24 protein-coding genes are annotated in these 21,521 nt (G+C 71.4%); 14 read left to right on the top strand and 10 right to left on the bottom strand.

What is annotated here, in order from left to right:
* The first annotated feature begins 2 nt into the window (after positions 1-2).
* The 4 genes from ACFXC1_RS03530 to ACFXC1_RS03515 all read left to right on the top strand — a co-directional run bounded on the left by ACFXC1_RS03530 (position 3) and on the right by ACFXC1_RS03515 (position 4,038).
* Entirely contained in the window at positions 3-1,376 is a 1,374-nt protein-coding gene (locus ACFXC1_RS03530; protein ID WP_381238181.1) for a serine/threonine-protein kinase, read from the top strand.
* Between the two features lie 125 nt (positions 1,377-1,501).
* Entirely contained in the window at positions 1,502-2,209 is a 708-nt protein-coding gene (locus tag ACFXC1_RS03525; protein ID WP_381238178.1) for a DUF4232 domain-containing protein, read from the top strand.
* A 70-nt stretch (positions 2,210-2,279) separates the two neighbouring features.
* On the top strand, positions 2,280-3,530 hold the full coding sequence (locus ACFXC1_RS03520) for an arsenic transporter (RefSeq protein WP_381239423.1): 1,251 nt from the start codon (positions 2,280-2,282) through the stop codon (positions 3,528-3,530).
* 16 nt (positions 3,531-3,546) lie between these two features.
* Complete coding sequence (locus tag ACFXC1_RS03515; RefSeq protein WP_381238175.1) at positions 3,547-4,038, top strand: universal stress protein; 492 nt, start codon at positions 3,547-3,549, stop codon at positions 4,036-4,038.
* A 3-nt stretch (positions 4,039-4,041) separates the two neighbouring features.
* Here ACFXC1_RS03515 and ACFXC1_RS03510 read toward each other — a convergent pair whose 3' ends face one another.
* Complete coding sequence (locus tag ACFXC1_RS03510; protein WP_463293212.1) at positions 4,042-5,811, bottom strand: ricin-type beta-trefoil lectin domain protein; 1,770 nt, start codon at positions 5,809-5,811, stop codon at positions 4,042-4,044.
* Between the two features lie 628 nt (positions 5,812-6,439).
* Between ACFXC1_RS03510 and ACFXC1_RS03505 the strand changes: the two genes are divergently transcribed.
* Positions 6,440-7,219, top strand: a complete 780-nt coding sequence (locus ACFXC1_RS03505; RefSeq protein ID WP_381238169.1) for a phytanoyl-CoA dioxygenase family protein — start codon at positions 6,440-6,442, stop codon at positions 7,217-7,219.
* A 45-nt stretch (positions 7,220-7,264) separates the two neighbouring features.
* Here ACFXC1_RS03505 and ACFXC1_RS03500 read toward each other — a convergent pair whose 3' ends face one another.
* Positions 7,265-8,236, bottom strand: a complete 972-nt coding sequence (locus ACFXC1_RS03500; protein WP_381238166.1) for an aldo/keto reductase — start codon at positions 8,234-8,236, stop codon at positions 7,265-7,267.
* Between the two features lie 296 nt (positions 8,237-8,532).
* Here ACFXC1_RS03500 and ACFXC1_RS03495 point away from each other — a divergent pair, with 296 nt between their 5' ends.
* Entirely contained in the window at positions 8,533-9,387 is an 855-nt protein-coding gene (locus tag ACFXC1_RS03495; protein WP_381238163.1) for a hypothetical protein, read from the top strand.
* Here ACFXC1_RS03495 and ACFXC1_RS03490 read toward each other — a convergent pair.
* Both ACFXC1_RS03490 and ACFXC1_RS03485 read right to left on the bottom strand, forming a co-directional pair.
* The gene (locus ACFXC1_RS03490; RefSeq protein ID WP_381238160.1) at positions 9,384-9,908 is read right to left on the bottom strand and encodes a flavoprotein; all 525 of its coding nucleotides are present in this window, start codon (positions 9,906-9,908) and stop codon (positions 9,384-9,386) included. The genes ACFXC1_RS03495 and ACFXC1_RS03490 overlap by 4 nt on opposite strands.
* Before the next feature lie 9 nt (positions 9,909-9,917).
* Positions 9,918-10,376, bottom strand: coding sequence for a nuclear transport factor 2 family protein (locus tag ACFXC1_RS03485; RefSeq protein WP_381238157.1), 459 nt, complete (start codon positions 10,374-10,376; stop codon positions 9,918-9,920).
* Between the two features lie 97 nt (positions 10,377-10,473).
* Between ACFXC1_RS03485 and ACFXC1_RS03480 the strand changes: the two genes are divergently transcribed.
* Together ACFXC1_RS03480 and ACFXC1_RS03475 are read left to right on the top strand one after the other, a co-directional pair.
* Entirely contained in the window at positions 10,474-11,025 is a 552-nt protein-coding gene (locus tag ACFXC1_RS03480; RefSeq protein ID WP_381238154.1) for a TetR/AcrR family transcriptional regulator, read from the top strand.
* A 27-nt stretch (positions 11,026-11,052) separates the two neighbouring features.
* Positions 11,053-11,346 (top strand): hypothetical protein, encoded by a 294-nt coding sequence (locus ACFXC1_RS03475; RefSeq protein WP_381238151.1) that lies wholly within the window; start codon positions 11,053-11,055, stop codon positions 11,344-11,346.
* A gap of 23 nt (positions 11,347-11,369) precedes the next feature.
* Here the strand turns inward: ACFXC1_RS03475 and ACFXC1_RS03470 are convergent, their stop codons facing one another.
* Both ACFXC1_RS03470 and ACFXC1_RS03465 read right to left on the bottom strand, forming a co-directional pair.
* Positions 11,370-11,576, bottom strand: coding sequence for a ferredoxin (locus ACFXC1_RS03470; RefSeq protein WP_362979158.1), 207 nt, complete (start codon positions 11,574-11,576; stop codon positions 11,370-11,372).
* A 13-nt stretch (positions 11,577-11,589) separates the two neighbouring features.
* Positions 11,590-12,813 carry a cytochrome P450 gene (locus ACFXC1_RS03465; protein WP_381238148.1) on the bottom strand — a complete coding sequence of 408 codons (1,224 nt, stop codon included), beginning with the start codon at positions 12,811-12,813 and terminating at the stop codon, positions 11,590-11,592.
* 392 nt (positions 12,814-13,205) lie between these two features.
* Between ACFXC1_RS03465 and ACFXC1_RS03460 the strand changes: the two genes are divergently transcribed.
* Positions 13,206-13,655 carry a nitroreductase family deazaflavin-dependent oxidoreductase gene (locus tag ACFXC1_RS03460; RefSeq protein WP_381238145.1) on the top strand — a complete coding sequence of 150 codons (450 nt, stop codon included), beginning with the start codon at positions 13,206-13,208 and terminating at the stop codon, positions 13,653-13,655.
* A 79-nt stretch (positions 13,656-13,734) separates the two neighbouring features.
* Here ACFXC1_RS03460 and ACFXC1_RS03455 read toward each other — a convergent pair whose 3' ends face one another.
* Entirely contained in the window at positions 13,735-14,730 is a 996-nt protein-coding gene (locus tag ACFXC1_RS03455) for a cation diffusion facilitator family transporter (RefSeq protein ID WP_381238142.1), read from the bottom strand.
* A gap of 105 nt (positions 14,731-14,835) precedes the next feature.
* Between ACFXC1_RS03455 and ACFXC1_RS03450 the strand changes: the two genes are divergently transcribed.
* Entirely contained in the window at positions 14,836-15,138 is a 303-nt protein-coding gene (locus tag ACFXC1_RS03450) for a DUF4235 domain-containing protein (RefSeq protein WP_381238139.1), read from the top strand.
* A 54-nt stretch (positions 15,139-15,192) separates the two neighbouring features.
* Here ACFXC1_RS03450 and ACFXC1_RS03445 read toward each other — a convergent pair whose 3' ends face one another.
* Positions 15,193-15,579, bottom strand: coding sequence for a VOC family protein (locus ACFXC1_RS03445; RefSeq protein ID WP_381238137.1), 387 nt, complete (start codon positions 15,577-15,579; stop codon positions 15,193-15,195).
* 89 nt (positions 15,580-15,668) lie between these two features.
* Complete coding sequence (locus ACFXC1_RS03440) at positions 15,669-16,382, bottom strand: TetR/AcrR family transcriptional regulator (protein ID WP_381238135.1); 714 nt, start codon at positions 16,380-16,382, stop codon at positions 15,669-15,671.
* A 137-nt stretch (positions 16,383-16,519) separates the two neighbouring features.
* Between ACFXC1_RS03440 and ACFXC1_RS03435 the strand changes: the two genes are divergently transcribed.
* The 4 genes from ACFXC1_RS03435 to ACFXC1_RS03420 all read left to right on the top strand — a co-directional run bounded on the left by ACFXC1_RS03435 (position 16,520) and on the right by ACFXC1_RS03420 (position 20,646).
* The gene (locus ACFXC1_RS03435; RefSeq protein ID WP_381238133.1) at positions 16,520-18,010 is read left to right on the top strand and encodes an APC family permease; all 1,491 of its coding nucleotides are present in this window, start codon (positions 16,520-16,522) and stop codon (positions 18,008-18,010) included.
* 20 nt (positions 18,011-18,030) lie between these two features.
* Positions 18,031-19,653 carry an amidohydrolase gene (locus tag ACFXC1_RS03430; RefSeq protein WP_381238131.1) on the top strand — a complete coding sequence of 541 codons (1,623 nt, stop codon included), beginning with the start codon at positions 18,031-18,033 and terminating at the stop codon, positions 19,651-19,653.
* A gap of 70 nt (positions 19,654-19,723) precedes the next feature.
* Positions 19,724-20,086 carry a DUF1304 domain-containing protein gene (locus tag ACFXC1_RS03425; protein WP_381238129.1) on the top strand — a complete coding sequence of 121 codons (363 nt, stop codon included), beginning with the start codon at positions 19,724-19,726 and terminating at the stop codon, positions 20,084-20,086.
* Positions 20,083-20,646, top strand: coding sequence for a TetR/AcrR family transcriptional regulator (locus tag ACFXC1_RS03420; protein ID WP_381238127.1), 564 nt, complete (start codon positions 20,083-20,085; stop codon positions 20,644-20,646). The genes ACFXC1_RS03425 and ACFXC1_RS03420 overlap by 4 nt, the downstream gene beginning before the upstream one ends.
* 7 nt (positions 20,647-20,653) lie before the next feature.
* Here ACFXC1_RS03420 and ACFXC1_RS03415 read toward each other — a convergent pair whose 3' ends face one another.
* Positions 20,654-21,484, bottom strand: coding sequence for a hypothetical protein (locus ACFXC1_RS03415; RefSeq protein WP_381238125.1), 831 nt, complete (start codon positions 21,482-21,484; stop codon positions 20,654-20,656).
* Positions 21,485-21,521 lie beyond the last annotated feature (37 nt).

The following is a 21,521-nucleotide window of genomic DNA, read 5'->3' as shown; positions in this document are numbered from 1 at the left end:
CCATGCACTACGTCGAACAGATCGGCCGCTACCGCCTTGAACGCCGCCTGGGCAGCGGCGCGTTCGGCACGGTCTGGCTCGCGCACGACGACGAGCTCGAAGCCCCGGTCGCCGTGAAGGTCCTCGCCGAGAACTGGGCGCACCGCATGGACATCCGCGAGCGCTTCCTCTCCGAGGCCCGGCTGCTGCGCAGGGCCGGTTCGAACCGTGTGGTGCAGGTCTACGACATCGGTGAACTCCCCGACGGACGGCCGTACTTCGTGATGGAGTACGCCGACGCCGGCACCTTCGCCGATCTGCTCGCCGCCGGTCCGCTGCCCGTGCCCGAGGTTCTGCGGCTGACCGCCCTGGCCGCCCGGGGCGCCGCCGCGCTGCACGAGGCGGGGATCGTGCACCGGGACATCAAGCCGACGAATGTGCTGCTGCGCACCGCCCCGGACGGCACCGCGCGGGTCCTGCTCGCCGACCTGGGCCTGGCGAAGAGCCTCGCGCAGGCCTCGGGTCTCACCCTGGCCGCGGGTTCGGCGGGCTATCAGCCGCCGGAGCAGGCCCAGCCCGGCTCGGGCATCGACGAGCGGGCCGACGTGTACAGCCTGGGCGCGCTCGGCTACGAGCTGGCCACCGGCACGGTTCCCGGGGCTCCCGGTCAGGTCGTACGGCCGGACCGGCTGCGGCCCGACCTCTCCCCCGAGGTGCAGCGGGCCCTGCTGCGGGCGCTGGAGCCGGACCGGGCGCGGCGCTGGCCGACGGCGCGGGCGTTCGCGGAGGAGCTGGAGCGGCTGGCCGCCGAGGCCGCCCCGGTGCACAGGCCGCGCGGCCGGCACCGGGGGGTCGCGCTGATGGCGGGGCTGTTCGTCGTCGTGGCCGCCGGGACAGCGGTCGCGGTGCTCAACCTGTCGTCGTCGTCCGGGAGTTCGGTACTGACGGTCAAGGACAGCACCGGGCGCGTGGTGGTCGAGGTGCCGGGCGCGTGGGGCCGTCAGCTGCGCGACTCGGGCTGGAATCCGCACTCGATCGGACTCACGGCCGGGCAGGAACCGGGGCTGGCCGTCGCCGACGACCTGGCGAAGTGGCCGGACCTCTCGGCAAACGTGAACGGCGTGTTCGTCGGGCTGAGCGAGCACGGCAGCGTTGCGGCCAAGGTGGACGGCATCGCCCACTCCGGCTGCCACTACGACGGCAGCCGCGCCTACTCCAGCGCCACCTGGAGCGGCACGATCCGCACCTGGAGCGACTGCTCCGGCGGTACGGGCACCCTCTCGGAGACCGCGCTGCGCATGGTGGGCGGGGCCGCGCAGCCCCAGGTGTACGTCCAGATACGGCAGCACAGCGGCGACGCGACCTCGCGCATACTGCGCTCGCTCCGGGTCAGCTGATCCACTGTCGTAGTCACTGTCGCAAAAGAACTCGTCGATCCCTCGAACCTTTCGGTGCGCACGCGCATCGGAACCCTGTGACAGCGCGCGAGGCGCTGTGGGGTGAACTTCCAGGAGTGTTGAAGATGGCGAACACGTCCCAGTCCCTGCGCCGGGCGGCTCTGCTCGTGAGCGCGGTCGCCGTACTGGGCCTGACGACGGCCTGCGGCGGCGGGAGCGGCACGGTGAGCAGCCCGCAGACCCAGTCGGGTACGGCCGCCCCCGCCGGCGGCGACCCCTCGGCCGACGGATCCGGCACGCCGGTCACCTCCTCGACCGGCTCCGAAACCGACACCGCCACGGGTTCGAACTCGGCCTCCACCTCGTCGGGTGCCTCCACGTCCGCCTCGTCCGGCTCCGGCGTCACGAGCAGCAGCCGGTGCCACACCTCCGAGCTGAAGGCCACGGTGGGCGGCAACGACCCGGGCGCCGGGCAGGAGAACTTCCCGATCGTCCTCACCAACTCCTCCGGCCGTACCTGCACGGTGCGCGGCTACCCCGGCGCCGCGTTCGTGAACGCGTCCGGCACCCAGCTGGGCCCGAACCCCGTGCGCGAGACGGGCAGCACCGCCACCACGGTCACGCTGAAGCCGGGGCAGAGCGCCTGGGCGGGGCTGACCTTCTCCAACCCGGAGATCAGCGGCGCGAAGACGGCGACCCCCACCACGCTGGTGGTGACCCCGCCCGACGAGAAGGACCCGCTGAAGGTGACGTGGACGGCCGGCGCGGTGCCCGTGTCGGGCAACTCGTCCTCCGTGCGGCTGACGGTGTTCAGCGCGGGTACGGGCGCCTGAGCGCGGGCTTGGCACCGGGGCCTGGTTACATGGGGCGGGCACACTTGCCCGCGTCCCGGAGGACCGTCCCCTGAACACCCCGCTCGCCGAAGCCCTGTCCGTCGTCCTGCTCGTCGCCGTCCTGGTGTGGGCCGTCGTCCGTCCCTTCGGGTGGCCGGAGGCGGTGATGGCGGTCCCGGCCGCCGGGATCGCCGTGGCGACCGGGGCGATCTCGCTGGACCACGCGCGGGCGGAGGCCGAGCAGCTGGGGCCGGTGGTCGGGTTCCTCGCCGCGGTCCTGGTGCTCGCCCACTTCTGCGATGTGGAGGGCCTGTTCCGGGCCTGCGGGGCATGGATGGCCGAGTGGGCGAAGGGCAGCCCGGGGCGGCTGCTGACGGCGGTGTTCGCGCTGGCCTCCGCGATCACGGCCGTACTGAGTCTGGACGCCACGATCGTGCTGCTGACGCCGGTCGTGTTCGCGACCGCGTCCCGGATGGGTGTGCGCCCCAAGCCGCACGTCTACGCCTGTACGCATCTGTCGAACACGGCCTCGCTGCTGCTGCCGGTCTCCAACCTCACGAACCTCCTCGCCTTCGCGGCGAGCGGCCTGAGCTTCACCCGGTTCGCCGGGCTGATGGCGTTGCCCTGGCTGGTCGCGATCGGAGCCGAGTACCTGGTGTTCCGGAAGTTCTTCGCCCGCGATCTGGCGGCGGCAGCGCCCTCGACGGTCTCCGGCGACACACCCGAGCTGCCGGTGTTCGCGCTGGCGACCGTCGCCTGCACGCTCGCCGGGTTCGTGCTGACCTCGGCGATCGGCATCGACCCGGCGTGGGCCGCGTTCGCGGGGGCGCTCGTCATGGCCGGCCGGGGGCTCCTGCGACGGCAGGCGACACCGCTGACGGTCGTGAAGGCCGCCGCGCCGTCCTTCCTGGCATTCGTGCTGGCGCTCGGGATCGTGGTGCGGGCGGTGGTGGACAACGGGCTCTCCGACGCGCTCGGGCACGTGCTGCCCGGCGGGACCGGGATCGCGGCCCTGCTCGGGATCGCCGCGCTGGCCGCCGTACTGGCGAATCTCATCAACAATCTGCCGGCCGTGCTGGTGCTGCTGCCGCTGACCGCGCAGTCCGGGCCGGGGGCCGTGCTCGCCGTGCTGCTCGGGGTGAACATCGGGCCGAACCTGACCTACGCCGGGTCGCTCGCGACGCTGCTGTGGCGGCGGATCGTGCATCAGCACGAACACGGCGTGGATCTCAAGGAGTTCACGAAGCTGGGGCTGCTCGCCGTGCCGTCGGCGCTCGTACCGGCGACGGTGGCACTGTGGTTGTCGCTCCAGGTTCTCTGACACCGAGGGAGACCGAATGCGTGTGATCGCCTGGCTGGTCGAGGGCACCTGGCCCGCCTGTGTGGACGCCGTACGGACGCACACGCCGGAGGATTCCGAGGTGGTGCTGCTGCACGTGAGCGGGCCGGATGTGCCCGGTGTCGCGCACGGGGCGTTCGCCGGGCTGCTCGGGCGGGGCGGTCCGGGGCGTGATCCCGGGACCCGGCTGGAGGACCTGGGCAGCACGTCCGCGGCACAGCTGCTGGACGCGGCGGCCGAGCGGCTGGGGCGGCCGTGCGAACGGCTGGAGCGGGCCGGGCGGGTGGAGCGGGAGGTGGTGGCCGCCGCCGGGGACGCCGATCTGCTGGTGCTGGCCCGCGACGGCGACCGGGCCCGGCTCGGCCCGCGCAGTCTCGGGCCCGCCGTGCGGTTCGCCGTAGATCACGCGCCCTGTCCGGTGCTGTTGGTCTGGCCGGAGGCGGCGCCGGGTATCTCGACCCTGCCGCCTCCGCCACCGCCGCACCACTGAGGTTCAGTGGCCGCCGGGATAGCCACCGCCATACCCGCCGCCGTACCCGCCACCGCCGTACCCGCCGCCGTATCCGCCGCCTCCGCCCCAGCCGCCGCCCGAGCAGTAGGTCGGGTAGGCCTCGCAGTAGTCGGTCGGGGACGATGACGTCGGCGTGGACTGCGGGGTCGACGCGCTCGGCGTCGGGGATGGTGTCGCCGAAGGGGTGGGCGTGGCCATCGGGGCTGCCTTCTTGGTGGTGGGGGTCGGCGAGTCGGTGCTGTCGGTGTCCCAGTTGACGACCTGCATCTGCGGGTCGGCCTTGGACGTGTCGAAGACCCAGCGCTGGGTCGTGCCGTCCGCGCGCGTCTTCAGGACGAGCGCGCCGCCGCCGTCGGTGGAGGCCGGGGTCAGCGCCTGGTCCTGGTTCCAGCGCGGTACGAGGATGCCCTGAAGCGTGAAGTCGTAGCGGATGTTCTTCGCGGTCGCCGAGGTCGCGCTCGTGCAGGGGGCGAGCGTCACCTCGTAGGCGAGGTGCGAGTCGAGGCAGAGGCCGGGGTCGGCGGTGCTGCGCAGCTGTCCGTCGGTCTCGTACGACCATTGCTGGCCGGCCGACGACGAGCAGGTCTGCAGTTCGGCCTCGGCGTCCTTGAGGGGCTTGTTGCCCTTGATGCCGATGCACAGACCGGAGTCCACGTTGTGCAGCCGGCCGCTGAGCGTGCCCTGCGTGGTGTCGTCAGCGCCGACCCAGGAGGGGTTGGCGGACTCCTTGCCGGTGCCGGAGGCGCCTGCGGCCTTGTTCTCGTTGGTGCTCTTGGCGCCGTCGGAGCCGCCCGCGGACCACAGGACGAGCGGGAGGACGACCAGTCCGCTGACGGTGAGCACGGCCGCGGTGAGGTTGCGGCGGCGGACGCGCCGGGCCGCCTTGTGGGCCGATCTGAGTTCGCCGCGGCGCGGGCCGGAGCGCAGGGCGACTTCGGCCGAGGCGGACGACATCTGCGCGGGCAGGTTGCGGCTGCCGGCCCTGACCTCCAGGTAGGCGCGGGCACCCCAGCCGAGCACCGCTTCGGCGAGCGCCACGCCGAGTCCGGCGTTGAACTGGTTGAGCTGGTCCGCGGTGTACCGGCAGTGCTTGCAGACCGTGAGGTGCATCCCGAGGTCCGGGTCGACCTCCGCGCCGCCGCGCCGGAAGGTGACGTCCAGCAGCCGTATGTAGAGCTGGCACTCGTCGTCGTGGGCGAGTTCGCGGTGGACCAGGAGGCATTCCTCGCGCAACCGGACGACGGCGCGGCCGAGTTCGATACGGGCGCCCTCCTCGTCGAGGCCGACGAGTCCGGCGGCTATGGCGGCCGGCTCGTTCTCGACCTCGAGGTGCCACAGAAGGGTGCGCGCGGTCTGGGGCAGCCGCTGGAACGCGCGGGAGAGCAGGCGCCGTTCGGGCACGGGGAGCAGCCGGGCCGCGACGCGGTCGCCGTCGCCCGCCGCCGAGCGCAGGTCCGGGTGGAGCATTTCCTGCCGGCGGTCGGTGTCCCATTCCGCGGCGATACGGCGGACGGTGACGAGTACCTGGGGTCGCCAGGCGGCGGTCGGTCCGGACTGCCGCAGGGATTCACCGAAGAGCCGGGTGAATGCGGCCGTGGTGAGCATTCCGGCGTGGTGCGGCCCGTCGGTGCACAGCCCCGCATAGGCGAAGGCGGCTTCCCAGTGCCGGTCCAGCAGTTCGCCGACCGGTTGCAGCGCTGGCGTCGTCCCCGTCCACTTCTTCAGCTCGGCGCTGAGCTGCTCGTCGGTCACTTCGAAGTGGTGAGCGGAAGTCGGGGAATTCGAGGGACCTGGGTCCGTCACGGCTGCATTCCTCCAGGTGAAACGCGGAATATAGTCCATACCGGCGGGTATGCGACTGCGCCGACGAGCCGACAGGGTCCGCCCGTCCGATTGATGGCATCTCCAACATCCGCCTGGGGCAGCTCTTTTGAAGCAAGGGGGGTGGCGTACGGGAGCAGCCTCGTGCGTGCAGAGGGGAATCATCTAATGTCCGCACGCCGACAGGCACACCTTTGCACAGGTCAGCGAGACGGAACAAGGTCTTCCGTGGTTTTGTGCATTGCGTTCCGGCACCCTTCATTTGACGATTCGTCAATGGGGCCCGTTATGGGATTGCCACCGTATCCACACGGGAAATCCCCAAACCATTGGCCGGAGGCAGCCGGGCGCGTCCGGCGCCTCGGGCGCGCACACCGCCACTCCTCCCGTCTTCCCAGGTCATGTTCGAGCCACCGGGCCCATTGCCCGACCGGGCGCTGCCGCCACGGGAGTTGACACCTGCCACTCCGGCACCGACGAGAGCGTTCACGGCCAACCAATAGGCGGGCGCCCGGCCGCCTGACACTGTGGGAGTGTCACCACACCGAGGAGGTCCCGCATGACAGTCACGGACATCGGCGCGTTCGAGGAGGACGGGTTCACGGTCGCGCGCGGATTGTTCAGCTACGACGAAATCGACCGACTCCGCGACCGGTTCACGGCGCTGCACGCGGCGGGTCCGGTGCCCGGCCACTTCGCGCCGCGCGCCTCCGACGATCCGCTGCTGGCCTATCCGCGGGTGATGCACCCGCACGAGATCGACGACCTCGCCCTGCGCTTCCTGCTGGACCCGCGGTTGCGGGACGTCCTGGAAACCCTGTTCGGCGAAGAGGTGCTGGCCGCGCAGAGCATGTTCTACTTCAAGCCGCCCGGCGCCCGGGGCCAGGCGCTGCACCAGGACAACTTCTATCTGCGGGCCGAGCCCGGTACCTGTGTGGCCGCGTGGATCGCCTGCGACGAGATCGACCGGGACAACGGCGGCCTGGAGGTCGTGCCCGGCACGCATCGCATGGACGTGTTCTGCCCGGAGGAGGCGGATCCCGGGGTGTCCTTCGCGCGAGAGTACGTTCCCCCGCCGCCCGGGCTCTCGGCCGTGCCGGTCGACATGGCGCCCGGGGACGTCCTGTTCTTCAACGGCAGTCTGGTGCACGGCTCGCAGCCCAATCGCAGCGCGGACCGCTTCCGCCGTTCGTTCATCGGGCACTACGTGGGCCGCTCGGCCGACCGGATCGGGAGTTTCTACCGCACGATCACGATGAGCGGCGAACGGGTGCCGCTCGCGGAGAGCGCCGGCGCGGGACCGTGCGGCACGGAGTTCGCACCGCCCGGCCCGCACTGACGCTCCACATCAACTCAGCCTGAAACCAAGGCTGTTGACGATGCGTCAGGAGTGGCCGCTGATCGCGTGCGGAACGTAGGGCCGCTCCAGCTCCTCGATCTCCTTGTCGCTCAGCTCCAGTTCGACTGCGGCGACGGCGTCCTCGATGTGCTGCGGCTTGGCCGCGCCGATGATCGGTGCGGCCACCGTGCCCTGGTGCAGCAGCCAGGCGAGGGCGACCTGGGCGCGCGGGACACCGCGGTCGCCGGCGATCCGGGTGACCGCCTCGACGATGGTCCGGTCGCCCTCCTGGTAGAGGCGGTTGCCGAAGTTGTCCGTGCTGCTGCGCTCGGTGGTGGTGCCCCAGTCCCGGGTGAGGCGGCCCCGGGCCAGCGGGCTCCAGGGCAGCACGCCGACGCCCTGGTCCGCGCAGAGCGGCAGCATCTCGCGCTCCTCCTCGCGGTACAGGAGGTTGTAGTGGTTCTGCATGGACACGAACTTGGTCCAGCCGTGCCGCTCGGCGATGTGCTGGTGCTTGGCGAACTGCCACGCGAACATCGAACTCGCCCCGATGTAGCGGACCTTGCCCGCCTTCACCAGGTCGTGCAGCGCCTCCATGGTCTCCTCGACGGGAGTGTGCGGGTCGGCGCGGTGGATCTGGTAGAGGTCGACGTAGTCGGTGCCGAGGCGTTCGAGGCTGTGGTCGATCTCCGCCATGATCGCCTTGCGGGACAGTCCGGCGCCGTTGGGTCCCGGGTGCGTCCGGCCGTGCACCTTGGTGGCCAGCACGACCTCGTCACGGCGGGCGAAGTCGCGCAGTGCCCGGCCGGTGATCTCCTCGCTGGTGCCGTCGGAGTAGACGTTCGCGGTGTCGAGGAAGTTGATCCCGGCCTCCAGCGCCTGCCGGATCAGCGGGCGCGACGCCTCCTCGTCGAGGGTCCACTCGTGGGTGCCGCGGTCCGGGAGGCCGTAGGTCATGCAGCCCAGAGAGATCCGTGAGACGTCCAGGCCGGTCGAACCGAGCTTCACGTACTGCATCGTTGCTGCTCCTGCCTTCGAGTTCGGTACCGCTTTGGAGCGTACGACTTCGCGGGTGCTCGAAGTCGGGCAAGTGCGTGACCCTCGACGCTGCCTGCGTCTCCGTCCCCGGCCTCGTGGTGCGGGCACTCGGAGAGCCGCGGGCGCCGCCCTCCTCGGGCAGCGACCGGCGTCCGGCGTTGGTGTGACCGGCCCCGGCCGCGCGGCGTGGGAGCGGTCGGGCGGCTTGCGCGGGTGCGCATTCTCGGTGCGGACGACCGGCGCCCGGCCGGTCGTGGCCGTACGGGAGGAACGCGATGCCGAGACGTCGGACCGGACTGAGGACCCTGCTGGGGGTGGCCGTGCTGCCGCTGGCCCTGGTGTCGCCCGCGTGGGGCGACACGGATCCGGCGCCGCCCCCGCCCGAACCGCCGTCGACGCTGTGCGCGCCCGCGGGCACCCTGCACGGCCCGCGTGGAGCGCATGTCATGGTCAGCCTGTGCGCGGGCAGCGGCACCCCGACCATGGCGGTCTCGGCGCCGGCGACCTGCCGGCAGCTCCGGGCGACCGTCCAGTACGCGTGCCGCACCGCGGGCACCTGGACCGCGCGGCAGGCCGGCGAGACGGTCGCGTCCGGCACGCTGCCCGGGTCGGGGCAGTATCCGGGGCCGGGGACGTACGACTTCACGGCCACCGTGCGCGTCCGCTCGATGCCCGAAGGGGTGGATGTGGAGGGCACGGTCCACGCGACGCTCACGCTGACCGCGCCCAGGCCGAAGGCGACGCACGGCATCGAGGTGGACCGGAGCACGCTGGCGCCGGACTCCGTGACGACGCTGACCTACACGGTCCACCGGCACAGCGACGAGGGCGACGGCAGCGCGCGGTTCGGGCTCATCGCGGAGGAGGGCACGGGAGCGGAACTGACCACGACCGACACCCGGTGCGTCAACCCGCTGATCGGCCGCCACCCCGCGCAGGACCGGCTCCCGCACGCCCTGGACTGCGCGCTCACCGATCTCCAGCCGGGGCATCCCGACACGGTGGTGGTCCGGGTCGCCCTCAAGTCCCGCTGTTCCACGGTGGTTTCGAAGCTGGGCTACTGGATGCCCCAGGGCCAGACGCTCTACACCGGGGGCATGCTGGCCGGCCCGACCGTGACCTGTTCCTAGAGCAGGTCCAGCGCCTTCGTCCAGCCGAACTCCGGCCGCCCGCCGTCCTCTTGGGCCGCGCCGGAGTACGGCTCCCCGAAGCGGACGCCCATCTCGCGCAGCCGGGCCAGGCTCGCCCGGTAGGCGGGGTGGGCGGCCAACGCGTCGCCCACACAAGGGAGTACGACGGTCGGGACCCCGAGACCGTACGCCTCGCAGAGGGTGCCGAGGGCGAGGGTGTCCGCCGTACCGGCCGCCCATTTGTTGATCGTGTTGAAGGTGGCGGGCGCGACGACCACGGCGTCCGGGGGCGGAAAGGGCCGCGGATCCCCGGGAGTTCGCCATGCCGAACGTATCGGGCGGCCGGTCTGCGCCTCGACGGCGGCCGTGTCGAAGAAGCCGCCCATCGCGACGGGGGTCGCGAAGACGCCGACCTCCCAGTCCCGCTCCTGCGCGGCGGCTATCAGCCTGCCGACGTCCACGGCGACACCGGCGGCGCAGACGACGACGTAGAGAAAGGGGTTCCCGTCCGGTTCGGTCATCCGGGAACCCTACTGAAGCGGGAACGACCGCCCGCGTTCGGCTTCCGGGCGTGCCCCGAACACGCGCCGTTCCTTCTCCTCGATACGCGTGTCGTTGATGCTCGCCTCGCGCCGGGTCATCAGCCCGTGCTCGTCGAACTCCCACAGCTCGTTGCCGTACGACCGCCACCACTGCCCGTCGGCGTCCCGGCACTCGTACTGGAAGCGGACCGCGATGCGGTTGCCGTCGTAGGCCCAGAGGTCCTTGCGCAGGGCGTACTCGTGCTCGCGTTCCCACTTGGCGGTGAGGAAGTCGACGATCTCGGCGCGACCGGTGACGAAGGTGTCGCGGTTGCGCCAGACGGAGTCCTCCGAGTACGCGAGCGCGACCCGCCGCGGATCCCGGGTGTTCCAGGCGTCCTCGGCGGCCTGCACCTTCTGGGCAGCGGTCTCGCGGGTGAAGGGCGGAAGGGGCGGGCGGTCGGCCATGGTCGTCTCCAGAGCAGGGAAAGAGCGAGAACGAGCGTTCTCCGGACGACTGCTAACCTAGAGAACGGTCGTTCTCACGTCAAGGAGGGGTCGTTTGATGGACAGCGCAGTCGCCCGGGAACAGGCGCTGGACGCCGCCGAGACGCTGTTCTACGGCCGGGGCATACAGGCCGTCGGCATGGACGCCGTCCGCACCGCCTCCGGGCTCTCCCTCAAGCGGCTCTACCAACTCTTCCCGGCGAAGGACCAGTTGGTGGAGGCGTATCTCGAACGGCGTGACCTGCGCTGGCGCGGACGCCTCGCCGAGCACGTCGAGCGGCACGATGATCCACGGGAGCGAATTCCGGCCGTCTTCGACTGGCTGGAGGAGTGGTTCGGCGAGGCCGGCTTCCGGGGCTGCGCGTGGATCAACTCCTACGGCGAGCTGGGCGCGAGCTCGGAGCGGGTGGTGGCCCAAGTCCGGGCGCACAAGCGGGCGTTCCGCGACTATCTCGCCGGTCTCGTCTCGGACGCCGGGCTGCCCGCCGTACTGACCGGACAGGTGTTCCTGCTGGCCGAGGGCGCCATGGTCACGGCGGGCATCACCGGGAGCGCGGAACCGGCGGCGGAGGCGCGCGAGGCGGTCCGGTCGCTGCTGCGGGCCGGCTGAGGCCAGGCGGCGGCGAGTGCCGTCAGCGTGGCGCGGGCCCGGGCGACGGAGGCCGCCGCCAGGTCCTCCAGGCCTGCGAGGTGGAAGCATGACATCACCCCGGGTCAGCTCGGCGGCGACGAGGGGCTGCGCGACCGCGCCCGGTTCGCCGCGCTCGCCCTCGTCGGCGGGGACGTGGGCATCGTGGTCGCACCGGGCGGACGGTTGCTGCTCGCTCTCCGGATGACCGTGGAGGGCGGGCGGGTCGCGGCGTACGAGGTGATCGCGGATCGGGGGCGGTTGCGGGGTGTCGAGGTGGCGGTGTTGGGGATGGCGGGCTGACCGACTCGTACGACGGCTCCCGGTCAGCCCGTCGGTTCGGTCACCGTGATCGCGGTCACCGGGCAGGCGCGGGCCGCCTCGCGGAGCATCGGATCGCCGGCGCCGTCCTCCTTGCCGGGCAGCACCGTGCTGTAGCCGTCGTCGTCCTGGGTGAAGACACCCGGGGCGGCCAGGGCGCACTGGCCCGCCCCGATGCAGAGGTCTTTGTCGATGTGGATTTCGGTGTGCATGGAACGCAGCCTCTTACCAGGTCACGGGGAGTTCCAGCATCCCCTGGATCGTGTCGCCCGGTTTGAAGGGGATCTCCTCCGCCGGTGCGGCCAGACGCAGCGTGGGCAGCCGGTCGAAGAGGCTGCGCAGGGCGATCTCCAGTTCGGCGCGGGCCAGGTTCTGGCCGAGGCACTGGTGGATGCCGAAGCCGAACGAGACGTGATGACGGGTCGGCCGGTGCCAGTCCAGGGTGTCCGGGGCGCTGTAGACGCCCTCGTCGCGATTGATGACGGCGGTCGAGAAGAGGACGCCCTCGCCGGCCCGGATCGTCGTACCCTCCACCTCGATGTCCGCCACGGCGAGCCGCGTCAGACCGTCCACGATGGAGAGCGACCGCATCAGTTCCTCGACCGCGTCCGGCAACAGCCCCGGATCGTCGCGGAGTTCGGCCAGGCGGTCGGGGTGCTGCAGCAGGGTGAAGGTGCCCAGGGAGATCATGTTGGCGGTCGTCTCGTGGCCCGCGACCAGGAGGATGACCGCGAAGGAGATCAACTCGGCTCGGTCCAGGGCCCCTTCGTTCAACTGCTCGCGGACGAGGTCGTCCAGCAGCCCCTCGCCCGGATCCTGTTGCTTACGGTCGATCAACTCACCGAGATACGCGTCCAGTTGATCGCGCGCGTCCTGGCTGTCCTCGGCCTTCGGGCCGCGCAGCAGCCGCCGGGACTGGGCCTCGAAGAACTCGTGGTCGGCGTAGGGGACGCCGAGCAGTGCGCAGATCACCATCGACGGCACGGGCAGTGCGAACGCGGACACCAGGTCGGCGGTCGGGCCCTGGGCGATCATCGCGTCGAGCAGGTCGTCGACGATCCGCTGGATACCGGGCCGCATTTCGTTGGCGCGCTTGACGGTGAAGCCGGGGATCATCATCCGCCGCTGGGTGCGGTGCTTGGGGTCGTTCTCACCCAGCAGGGCGACCCTCCGGTCGCGGACCGCCGCGAAGCGTTCGTTGATCACGGGGAAGTCGGGGTGGGTGCGGTCCGTGGACAGCCGCTGGTCGGCCAACAGGGCGCGGGCGGCGGTGTGCCCGGTGACGAGCCATGCGGTACGGCCGTCGTACAGCGTGACGCGGGTCAGCGGGCGGGCGGCGCGGAGGGGGTCGTAGCCGGTGGGCGGGTGGTAGGGGCAGGTGCGGCTCTGGGGGAAGGCGACGGGTTCGGTCAGGTCGGTCGGAGCTGTCAGATCCGTCAGATCCGTCATGGAAGACCTCGCAGACGAAGAGTGCGTCGTACCGATCTTCATTAGATGCCCGAGGCACCTATGGAGCCACCTTAAGTTCGGCCAGATCGGTGGTCCCTACAATCTGGCTGAACCTGACGGTCCGCTTCGCACGGCCCCCGTCCTCGTACATGCGGTGACGGACGATCAGCCCCTCCCGAACGGTCAAGTGCAGGGCGAGTCTGGCGCGATACGGCCGTCCGGTGGACCTCGCGGTCAGCCGGATCTCGCCACCGTCGGCGCGATTGCCTCTGACGTCGTCACCCGGTCGAGGGGCCCTGGCCGAAGAGAGTCGCGGTGTGGATGAATCGCGGGTCGGCTGGTGTTGAATCCGGGTGCCAGACAGTCGTAGAACGCGAGATGGGACGGATGCCATGCCTCTTGAGGGTGAGTACGAACCCAGCCCGGCGCAGTGGGTGCGCGACCAGGTGGAGCTGTACGAGAGCTCCGGTGGTACCAAGGGGACGACGTTGATGGACACGGGTCTGCCCGTGATCCTGCTGACGACGGTGGGCGCCAAGAGCGGGAAGCTCCGCAAGACCCCGCTGATGCGGGTCGAGCACGACGGACGGTATGCCGTGGTCGCCTCGCAGGGTGGCGCGCCCAAGCACCCGGTCTGGTACTTCAACATCCAGGCCGACCCCCGGGTGGAACTTCAGGACGGCCCGCAGAAGTGGGACCTGACGGCCCGTGAGGTCACCGGCGAGGAGAAGGCCGAGTGGTGGGAGCGGGCGGTCGCCGCGTATCCCCCGTACGCCGAGTACCAGACGAAGACGGACCGGCAGATCCCCGTGTTCGTCCTCGAACCGGCCGACGGAAGCTGACGCCGGAAGCCGTTCCGCGCCCGGGAGGAAATCTCTTGTTCCGAGGCGCATGAACCGTTGCCCACCGGGCAGCCGATGTTCAGGCCCCGCCGCGCTCCCCCGTCGCGGCGGGGCTTTCCGCTGCCTCGCGCGCGGGCCGGTCGGTGATGTCGAGGAAGATCTCGCCGGTCTCGGACACGGCCCGACCGAGCGATCGCTTGATGCGCATGGAGACCTCCTCGACCCGTTCGCTGTCCATGCCGGGTACCAGGTCGACGCGGGCGGCGACCATCGTCGAGTCGAGCCCCATCCGCATCGTGAACAGCGCTTCCACGCTGTCGATTTCGGGCTCCGCAGCCAGCAGCGAGCGGATCCTGTCGCTCAGTTCGGGGTCGACGGCCTCACCGATGAGCTGGTCGCGGGCGTCACGGCCCAGGCGGTAGGCGACGTAGCCGAGCAGCATGCCGATCGCGATCGACGCCGAGGCCTCCCACACCACCTGGCCGGTGATCATGTGCAGCGCCATGCCGATGATCGCGAGGGTCACGCCGAGCACGGCTGTGCCGTCCTCGGCGACGACCGTCCGCAGCGCGGGGTCGCGCAGGGCCTCCATGCCGCCGCCCTGGGCGCGCACCTGGTGCAGGGCCCGCAGCAGGGAGACGCCCTCCACGACGAGGGACACGGCGAGCACGACCAGGCCGACCACATATCCGGTGGACGTCTCCTCCGCGCCGTTGCGCAGGGCCTCGATCCCCTGGAACACCGAGAAGCAGGCGCCCATGACGAAGATCCCGACGGCCGCGAGAAGCGACCAGAAGAACCGCTCCTTGCCGTAGCCGAAGGGATGCCGCTGGTCTGCGGGGCGACGACTGCGGCGCAGGGCGGCGAGGAGGAAGACCTCGTTGAGGCTGTCCGCCACCGAATGCGCGGCCTCCGACAGCAGCGCGGGCGATCCCGCGACCAGACCGCCGACGGCCTTGGCGGCCGCGATGACCAGGTTGGCGGCGAGGGCCACGAGGACGGTGACCCGGGTCTTCCGGTCCGTGGCGCCGTCGGGTTCCTGCTCTGTCGTACGGTCGGACGCTGTGTCGCTCATCTACGCCGACTGCCCCTCGGGGTGCTGCTCACACCCTCTACCGAACCCCCGGTTTCAATGGCACCGTCAGGGTGCCGACCGGCACATGCACAGAAGGAGACCCCCGTGGCCAAGACCAAGAAGAAGAAACTCCCCCTCGTCTACCAGCCCGTCGGCCTCGTCCTGGGCATAGTGAGCGGCGCCCTCGCGGGCCGTGCCTTCCGGGCCACGTGGAAAGCGATACGGAACGAGGAGGACGCCCCCGATCCGCTGGACCGGGACCGCGGCTGGGGCGAGATCCTGCTCGCCGCCGCGCTCCAGGGCGCCCTGTTCGCGGTGGCGCGCAGCGCGGCGGACCGCACGGGAGCGAAGGCCATCGAGCGTTCGACCGGTGTCTGGCCGGCGAAGGACAAGGGCGGCCGGGAGTAGGGGAGTCGAGGGATCCTCTTGGGATTCTCCCGTCGGCTTCGAGAGACCTCAGCGCTATTCGGACGTCGTGGACGGTACCGGGCGGATGGTGAAGGAGTGGCCGGCCGGGTCCGCGTACACGCGCTCCTGGTACGGGCCCGGCATGTCCTTGGTCTCCAGCGCGCGTCCGCCGAGGCCGATGATCCTGCGTTCCGCCTCGTCCAGGTCCTCCACCAGGAAGTCCAGGTGGACCTGCTGGTTGTTCTCGGCGCGGGGCCAGCTCGGCGGGATGGCGCCGACGTCGCGGCGGAACGCCAGCCGGGTGCCGTCGGCGCCCCTGATCTCCACCTGGTCGAGCGAGATGTCCGTCTGTTCGCCGTCGAGCAACTCCGTGTAGAACACGGCGAGTTTCTCCGGCTCGCCCGCGTCGAGCACCACGAAGCTTGCGGTCACGAGTGCCATGGTTCCTCCGAGAATTCAGGCGCGCAAGGGTCGAGTCCGGTTGCCACGCACCCAACGGGTATCCCCGTTCGGCCAGTTGATGCCGACGTTCACGACGGCGGGCGGATCTCGGCGAGCCGCGCCGCCGCCGCGCTCAGCAGCAGGTCCTGCGCCGCCGGGTAGGAGCTGTGCCGCATGGTGGCCACGAGGTGGCGGGCCGTGGCCGCGATGTGCGGGTGCGTGTCGGCGGGCAGCCGGGCGTACATTGCCTGCCATACGGCGGCCTCCGCGTCGCGGGCCGGTTTCGGCAGTGCCGTGTTCGCGGAGTCGAGGGCGCCGAAGGCAAGGGCCTGGTCGACGTAGGCGTGGTAGATCCGCACCGCCTCGGCGTCGGGGAAGCCGGCCCCGCGCAGCACTCCGAGGATCGTCTCCACGGCCTGGATCTCGTACACCCGCCCGGTCACCCGGTAAGAGCTGAGCATCGCGGCTCGCGGGTGCGCGAGCGCGCCCGCGTGCATGCGCAGGCCCAGGTCGCGCAGGTCGGCCAGCCAGTCGCCGGTGGGGTGCCAGGTGCGCAGGGTGCGGCCGATCAGCTCGTCGGCGACGGCCAGCATCAGGTCGTCGGTGTGCCGGAAGTAGCGGTACAGGGAGCTGGGGTCGGCGCCGAGGGCGCGGCCGAGCCGGCGCACGGAGAGGGCCTCGGCGCCGTGCTCCTCGATGAGTCTGAGGGCAGTCTCGACGATCAGTTCCTCGGACAGCACCACGCCCTGCTTGGTGGGGCGTCTGCGCCGCCGGTCGGCGGCCGGGACGACACGCTCGCTCATACGGCACCTCCTCAATGCCCGATTCCGGGTGGTGCCCGCACCTTATGACAACACCGTTGACCTGTTAAGGGCCCGCGCAGTTTCATGTGCGTTCACCGGGGCCGTTCGGGCCCCCCGGTGCGAGCGGAGAGCACGCCATGATCGACACGCCACCCCCGTCGGGGCCCGCACTGCGCAAGTCCCTCGGTCTGCTGGACGGCGTCGCCATCGCCGCGTCCAGCACCGCCGCGACCACCAGCATCGGCATTGGCCTGGGCGTGACCGCCGGGGTGGTCGGGCTGCATCTGCCGGCCATCATGCTGCTCGCGTTCCTGCCGATCCTGGGCATCGCGGGCGCCTACTCCCGGCTGAACAAGGTCGAGCCGAACGCGGGCAACGGCTATGTGTGGGTGGGCCGTTCACTCACTCCGTGGCTCGGCTTCCTGGTCGGCTGGGTGAACATCGTCGCGACGATCGCGTTCCTCGCGTACACCACGGCGGTCACCGGCTCGGCCATGATCCAGCTCGCCGGGGAGGCCGGACTGCACCGGCTGGCCGGCCTCGCTCTCGACCCCGGCTCGACGGCGCAGACGACCGCGGTCGGCATCGTGGTCCTGGTCGCCGTCACCGTCACCGCGGTCACCGGCGTCCGCACCGCCGCCCGCCTCCAGACCGGTCTGCTGATCTTCGAGTACGTCGTCCTGCTCGGGTTCTGCGGCTACGGCATCGTCACCGGCCCGCACTCCTTCAGCCTGAGCTGGTTCGACCCCTTCGCGATCCCCTCGGCGTCGGCGCTCGCGCAGGGCCTGCTTCTCTCGGTGTTCTGTTACTGGGGCTTCGAGGCCGCGTTCACCGTCAACGAGGAGGTGCGCGACCCGCGCGACGCGTCCCGGGCCGGGCTGATCACTCTCGTGACGATGCTGGGGCTGTTCCTGCTCGGCTCGATCGCCTTCCAACGGGTGCTGTCCGAGGGCGAGTTGGCGGGCCACGGCGCCCAGGGCCTGGCGTACTTCGGCGACCGTCTCGCGTCCCAGCCGCTGGCCGCGCTCCCCCTGGTCGCGCTGATGTTCTCGGCGGTCGCCTCGCTCCAGGCCGGCGTGATCCCCACCGCCCGGGGCATGTTCGCGATGAGCCGCGACCGCACGCTCGGACCGGTCTGGTCCAAGGTCAGCTCGCGCTACGGCACACCGGCCCTCGGCACGCTGCTGATCGGCGCGCTGGCAACGGCAGTTGCCGCACTGGCGCTGGTGATCCCCCGTCTCGCCGACATGATCATGGCGACGGTGAACGCCGTGGGTATCGTCGTCGCCCTCTCCTACGCGCTCACCGCCCTCGCCGCCGCCGTACGCTTCCGCTCCCTCCTCCGCGAGAACTGGCGGCAGGGCATCCGCGCGGTGGTGCTGCCCGCGCTGAGCGCCGTGGCCCTGCTCGGGCTCGGCGGCTACCTGGCCTGGTCCTTCTACACCTCCACCGACCACCTCGAAGTCAGCGCGGACAACGGCTGGTTCCTGCTGCTCACCCCGGCCGTGATGATCGCCTCGGGTTTCGTGGCCGCCGCCTGGGCGAAGTGGGTACGCAAGTCGCCCTACTTCCAGTCCGGTCGGGGCACCGACGCCGACGCCCCGCAGTTGCTCGTCACCTCTTCATGACCCCCGCAAGGAAACGGACCATGCACGCAGACCTCCTCTTCACCAACGGCCCCGTCCTCACCCCCGAGGGCCGCACGGCGACCGCCGTGGCCGTCACCGGCGACCGCATCACGGCCGTAGGACATGCCGAGGTGCGCGACCTCGCCGGGCCGGGCGCTCAAGTCGTCGATCTGGCGGGGCGGTTGCTGCTCCCCGGGTTCCAGGACGCGCATGTGCATCCGGTGCCGGCGGGGCTTGAGCTCACCCAGTGCGATCTGACGGGGACGAAGACCGCGGCGGACACGCTCGCCGCCGTGCGGGCCTATGCGGACGCGCATCCCGAGCGGGAGTGGATCACCGGGGGCGGGTGGTCGATGGAGGCGTTCGAGGGCGGTACGCCGACGAAGGAGCTGCTGGACTCGGTCGTACCGGACCGGCCGGTGTATCTGCCCAACCGGGACCATCACGGCGCGTGGGTCAACAGCCGGGCCCTGGAGCTGGCGGGCATCACGCGGGACACGCCCGATCCGGCGGACGGTCGGATCGAGCGGGACGCGTCGGGCGAGCCGGCCGGGACGCTCCAGGAGGGGGCGATGCAGCTGGTCGGCAGGCACACGCCACCGACCACACCCGCCGACCGGCTGGCCGCGCTGCTGCACGCCCAGCGGCATCTGCACGCGCTCGGGATCACGGCCTGGCAGGACGCGATCGTCGGGAGGTTCGCGGGGATGGCCGATCCGTCGGACGCGTATCTGACGGCCGCCCGGGACGGCTCGCTCACCGCGCGCGTGGTCGGCGCGCTGTGGTGGGACCGGGAGCGCGGGGCCGAGCAGATCCCCGAACTCGCCGAGCGGCGGGCCGCGTTGAGCCACGGCCGGTTCCGCGCGGGCAGTGTGAAGCTGATGCTGGACGGGGTCGCCGAGACCGGCACCGCCGCCCTCCTCGATCCCTACCTCGACAAGTGCGGCTGCGCCACGGCCAATCGGGGCACCAGCTTCATCGACCCGGACCAACTGCCCAAGTACGTCACCGAGTTGGACGCGCTCGGCTTCCAGTGCCACTTCCACGCGCTGGGCGACCGGGCCGTACGGAACGCGCTGGACGCGGTCGAGGCGGCGCGGGAGGCGAACGGGCCGAGTGACACCCGGCCGCATCTGGCGCACCTTCAGGTGGTGCACCCGGACGACGTGGTGCGGTTCGCGCGGCTCGGCGCGGTCGCGAACATCCAGCCGCTGTGGGCCGCGCACGAACCGCAGATGGACGAGCTGACGATTCCGTTCCTCGGGCCCGAACGCGCCTTGTGGCAGTACCCGTTCGGGGCGCTGCTGCGGTCCGGGGCCACGCTCGCGGCGGGCAGCGACTGGCCGGTGAGCAGTCCCGATCCGCTCCAGGGCATCCATGTCGCGGTCAACCGGGTCGAACCCGGAAGCGCCGGGCCGGTGTTCCTGCCCGGCGAGCGGATCGGGCTCGCCGAGGCGCTCACGGCGTACACGGCCGGTTCGGCGTACGCGAACCATCTGGACGACACCGGGCGGGTCGCGGCGGGCGCGCTGGCGGATCTGGTGGTCCTGGACCGCGACCCGTTCGCCGCTCCGCCGGAGGAGATCGCACAGACGCGGGTGGCGCTCACCTATGTGGGAGGGACAGAGGTGTACGCGGCCTGAAGCGGTCACTGATGGACAGGTGTCCAGCTATAGTGGACACCTGTCCAATACGACGAGGGGTCGGCTGATCGTGGAAACGCTCGCGAACGTGCTGGTGGGCCTGGTGGCCGCGCTGCATCTGTACATCCTGGTGCTGGAGATGTTCCTGTGGCAGAAGAAGCCCGGGCGGGGTCTGCACGGCTTCGATCCCGACATGGCCAGAGCCACCGCGCCCATGGCAGCCAACCAAGGGCTGTACAACGGCTTCCTCGCCGCGGGTCTGATCTGGGGCCTGATCGCCGCCGACCCGACCGGCTTCCGCGCCCAGGTGTTCTTCCTCAGCTGCGTCGTGGTCGCGGGCGTCTACGGCGCGGTGACGGCGAACCGGCGCATCCTGTTCGCACAGGCGCTGCCCGGCGCGCTGGCCCTGGCCGCCGTCCTGATCGCCCGGTGAGCCGCGCCGAACCCGGGGACCCGCGGGCCGCCCGCACCCGGGCACGGCTGCGCCAGGCCCTCCTGGACGAGTGCGCCGAACACCCACTGGAGGAGGTCGGCGTCGCCGCCCTGGTGCGCCGGGCCGGGGTCGGCCGGGCCACGTTCTACGTCCACTACGACAGCCTGGAGGCGCTCGCGGTCGACGCCTGCGCCGATGTCGTACGGGACGCGGTGGAGGCACTGCACGCCTGGCGCGGCCGGCCCGACCCGGTGCACGCGCCACCCGCGCTGCCGGAGTTCTTCGCCGGCCTGCTCCCCCACGCGGCCCTGTACCGCACCCTGTTGAGCCCCGGCGGTGGTGGTCCGCTGGGCCGCGTCCTGCACCGGGACCTGCGCGCCTACAGCCTCCGTGAGCGCGAACTCGCGGGCGCTGCGGACGCCCCGCTGGTCGCCTCCGCCGTCGCCGGGACCTTCGGCGGGGTCCTGGCCGACTGGCTGCACGGGCTGTTGGAGGGCACGCCGGAGGAGATCGCCGACCAGGTATGGCAGTTGCTGGTCGCGCTGCACATGAGCCGGTGACGACGGCTCACTGACAGCCCTGGCCGTCCTTCACCGCCGGCCAGGCCTCCACGCCGTGCGGGGTGCGGACGTACGCCTTCGACGCGTCGGCCGTGAGCCACAACCGCCAGTCGTGGTACCGGTATCCGGTGTCGCGGGCGTTCGCCGGCATGCGGACGTCACCGTCGTACGGGGCGGTGAGCATCTCGGACGGGAGCACCTTGTCCGGATCGCGGGCATACAGCCTCCCCTTCTTGCCTTCGCCGGTCTGCAGGAAGTGCGCCTTCTGCCAGTCGCAGTGCGCGGCCCCGACCGAGCTGCTCACCACCGTGGTCGGCACGCGACGGCCGTCCCGGTCGGTCCAGATCTCGTATCCCTGCGCCTCGGCGAAGCCCGCCGGGAGTTCGGCCGGATCGCAGGAGGCACTGCTCTCCGGGCCCCAACCCGGCCTGTTCTCGCGGTCCTTGGCGACGACGACGGCGACCTTCGTGCGGCCGTCGACGTCGTAGGAGAACAGGACGCGCCCGTCCGACCTGCGCTCGACGCGGTAGCCCGTGCGCGGCACGTCCGGTTGCTCCATGTTGAAGTACGCCCGCAGACCGCCCTCCGGAGTCTTGCCGCCGTCGCCCTCGCTCCAGGCGTCGGCACCTCCGCTCTCGTAGATCGCGCCGTCGCACTCCAGCGCCCGGCCGGCGGCACCCGACTTGTCGGTGGGGGTGGCCGGTATGTAGAGCGGTCCGCTGTAAGGCGTGGCCGGCGGGGTGCCCGCGACCACGACGTCCTTCCCGCCCCCGCCGTCACCGCACCCCACCGCCGTCACGGCCGCCAGCACGGCGACCGCCGTGAGCCCTCTGCGCATGCCCTGCCCCCTCGTGTGTCGTTCCTACGACGCGGGG

This window comes from Streptomyces hokutonensis, from assembly GCF_042751305.1.
GTDB classification, from domain to species: domain Bacteria; phylum Actinomycetota; class Actinomycetes; order Streptomycetales; family Streptomycetaceae; genus Streptomyces; species Streptomyces hokutonensis_A.
The sequence above is the reverse complement of the archived record's forward strand: the minus strand, read 5'-3'. Positions and strand labels throughout refer to the sequence as shown.

Coding starts and splice junctions, on each gene's coding strand:
- ACFXC1_RS03530 (WP_381238181.1), top strand. CDS start 3: ATGCACTACGTCGAACAGATCGGCCGCTACCGCCTTGAACGCCGCCTG.
- ACFXC1_RS03525 (WP_381238178.1), top strand. CDS start 1,502: ATGGCGAACACGTCCCAGTCCCTGCGCCGGGCGGCTCTGCTCGTGAGC.
- ACFXC1_RS03515 (WP_381238175.1), top strand. CDS start 3,547: ATGCGTGTGATCGCCTGGCTGGTCGAGGGCACCTGGCCCGCCTGTGTG.
- ACFXC1_RS03505 (WP_381238169.1), top strand. CDS start 6,440: ATGACAGTCACGGACATCGGCGCGTTCGAGGAGGACGGGTTCACGGTC.
- ACFXC1_RS03500 (WP_381238166.1), bottom strand. CDS start 8,236: ATGCAGTACGTGAAGCTCGGTTCGACCGGCCTGGACGTCTCACGGATC.
- ACFXC1_RS03495 (WP_381238163.1), top strand. CDS start 8,533: ATGCCGAGACGTCGGACCGGACTGAGGACCCTGCTGGGGGTGGCCGTG.
- ACFXC1_RS03490 (WP_381238160.1), bottom strand. CDS start 9,908: ATGACCGAACCGGACGGGAACCCCTTTCTCTACGTCGTCGTCTGCGCC.
- ACFXC1_RS03485 (WP_381238157.1), bottom strand. CDS start 10,376: ATGGCCGACCGCCCGCCCCTTCCGCCCTTCACCCGCGAGACCGCTGCC.
- ACFXC1_RS03480 (WP_381238154.1), top strand. CDS start 10,474: ATGGACAGCGCAGTCGCCCGGGAACAGGCGCTGGACGCCGCCGAGACG.
- ACFXC1_RS03470 (WP_362979158.1), bottom strand. CDS start 11,576: ATGCACACCGAAATCCACATCGACAAAGACCTCTGCATCGGGGCGGGC.
- ACFXC1_RS03465 (WP_381238148.1), bottom strand. CDS start 12,813: ATGACGGATCTGACGGATCTGACAGCTCCGACCGACCTGACCGAACCC.
- ACFXC1_RS03460 (WP_381238145.1), top strand. CDS start 13,206: ATGCCTCTTGAGGGTGAGTACGAACCCAGCCCGGCGCAGTGGGTGCGC.
- ACFXC1_RS03455 (WP_381238142.1), bottom strand. CDS start 14,730: ATGAGCGACACAGCGTCCGACCGTACGACAGAGCAGGAACCCGACGGC.
- ACFXC1_RS03445 (WP_381238137.1), bottom strand. CDS start 15,579: ATGGCACTCGTGACCGCAAGCTTCGTGGTGCTCGACGCGGGCGAGCCG.
- ACFXC1_RS03440 (WP_381238135.1), bottom strand. CDS start 16,382: ATGAGCGAGCGTGTCGTCCCGGCCGCCGACCGGCGGCGCAGACGCCCC.
- ACFXC1_RS03435 (WP_381238133.1), top strand. CDS start 16,520: ATGATCGACACGCCACCCCCGTCGGGGCCCGCACTGCGCAAGTCCCTC.
- ACFXC1_RS03430 (WP_381238131.1), top strand. CDS start 18,031: ATGCACGCAGACCTCCTCTTCACCAACGGCCCCGTCCTCACCCCCGAG.
- ACFXC1_RS03415 (WP_381238125.1), bottom strand. CDS start 21,484: ATGCGCAGAGGGCTCACGGCGGTCGCCGTGCTGGCGGCCGTGACGGCG.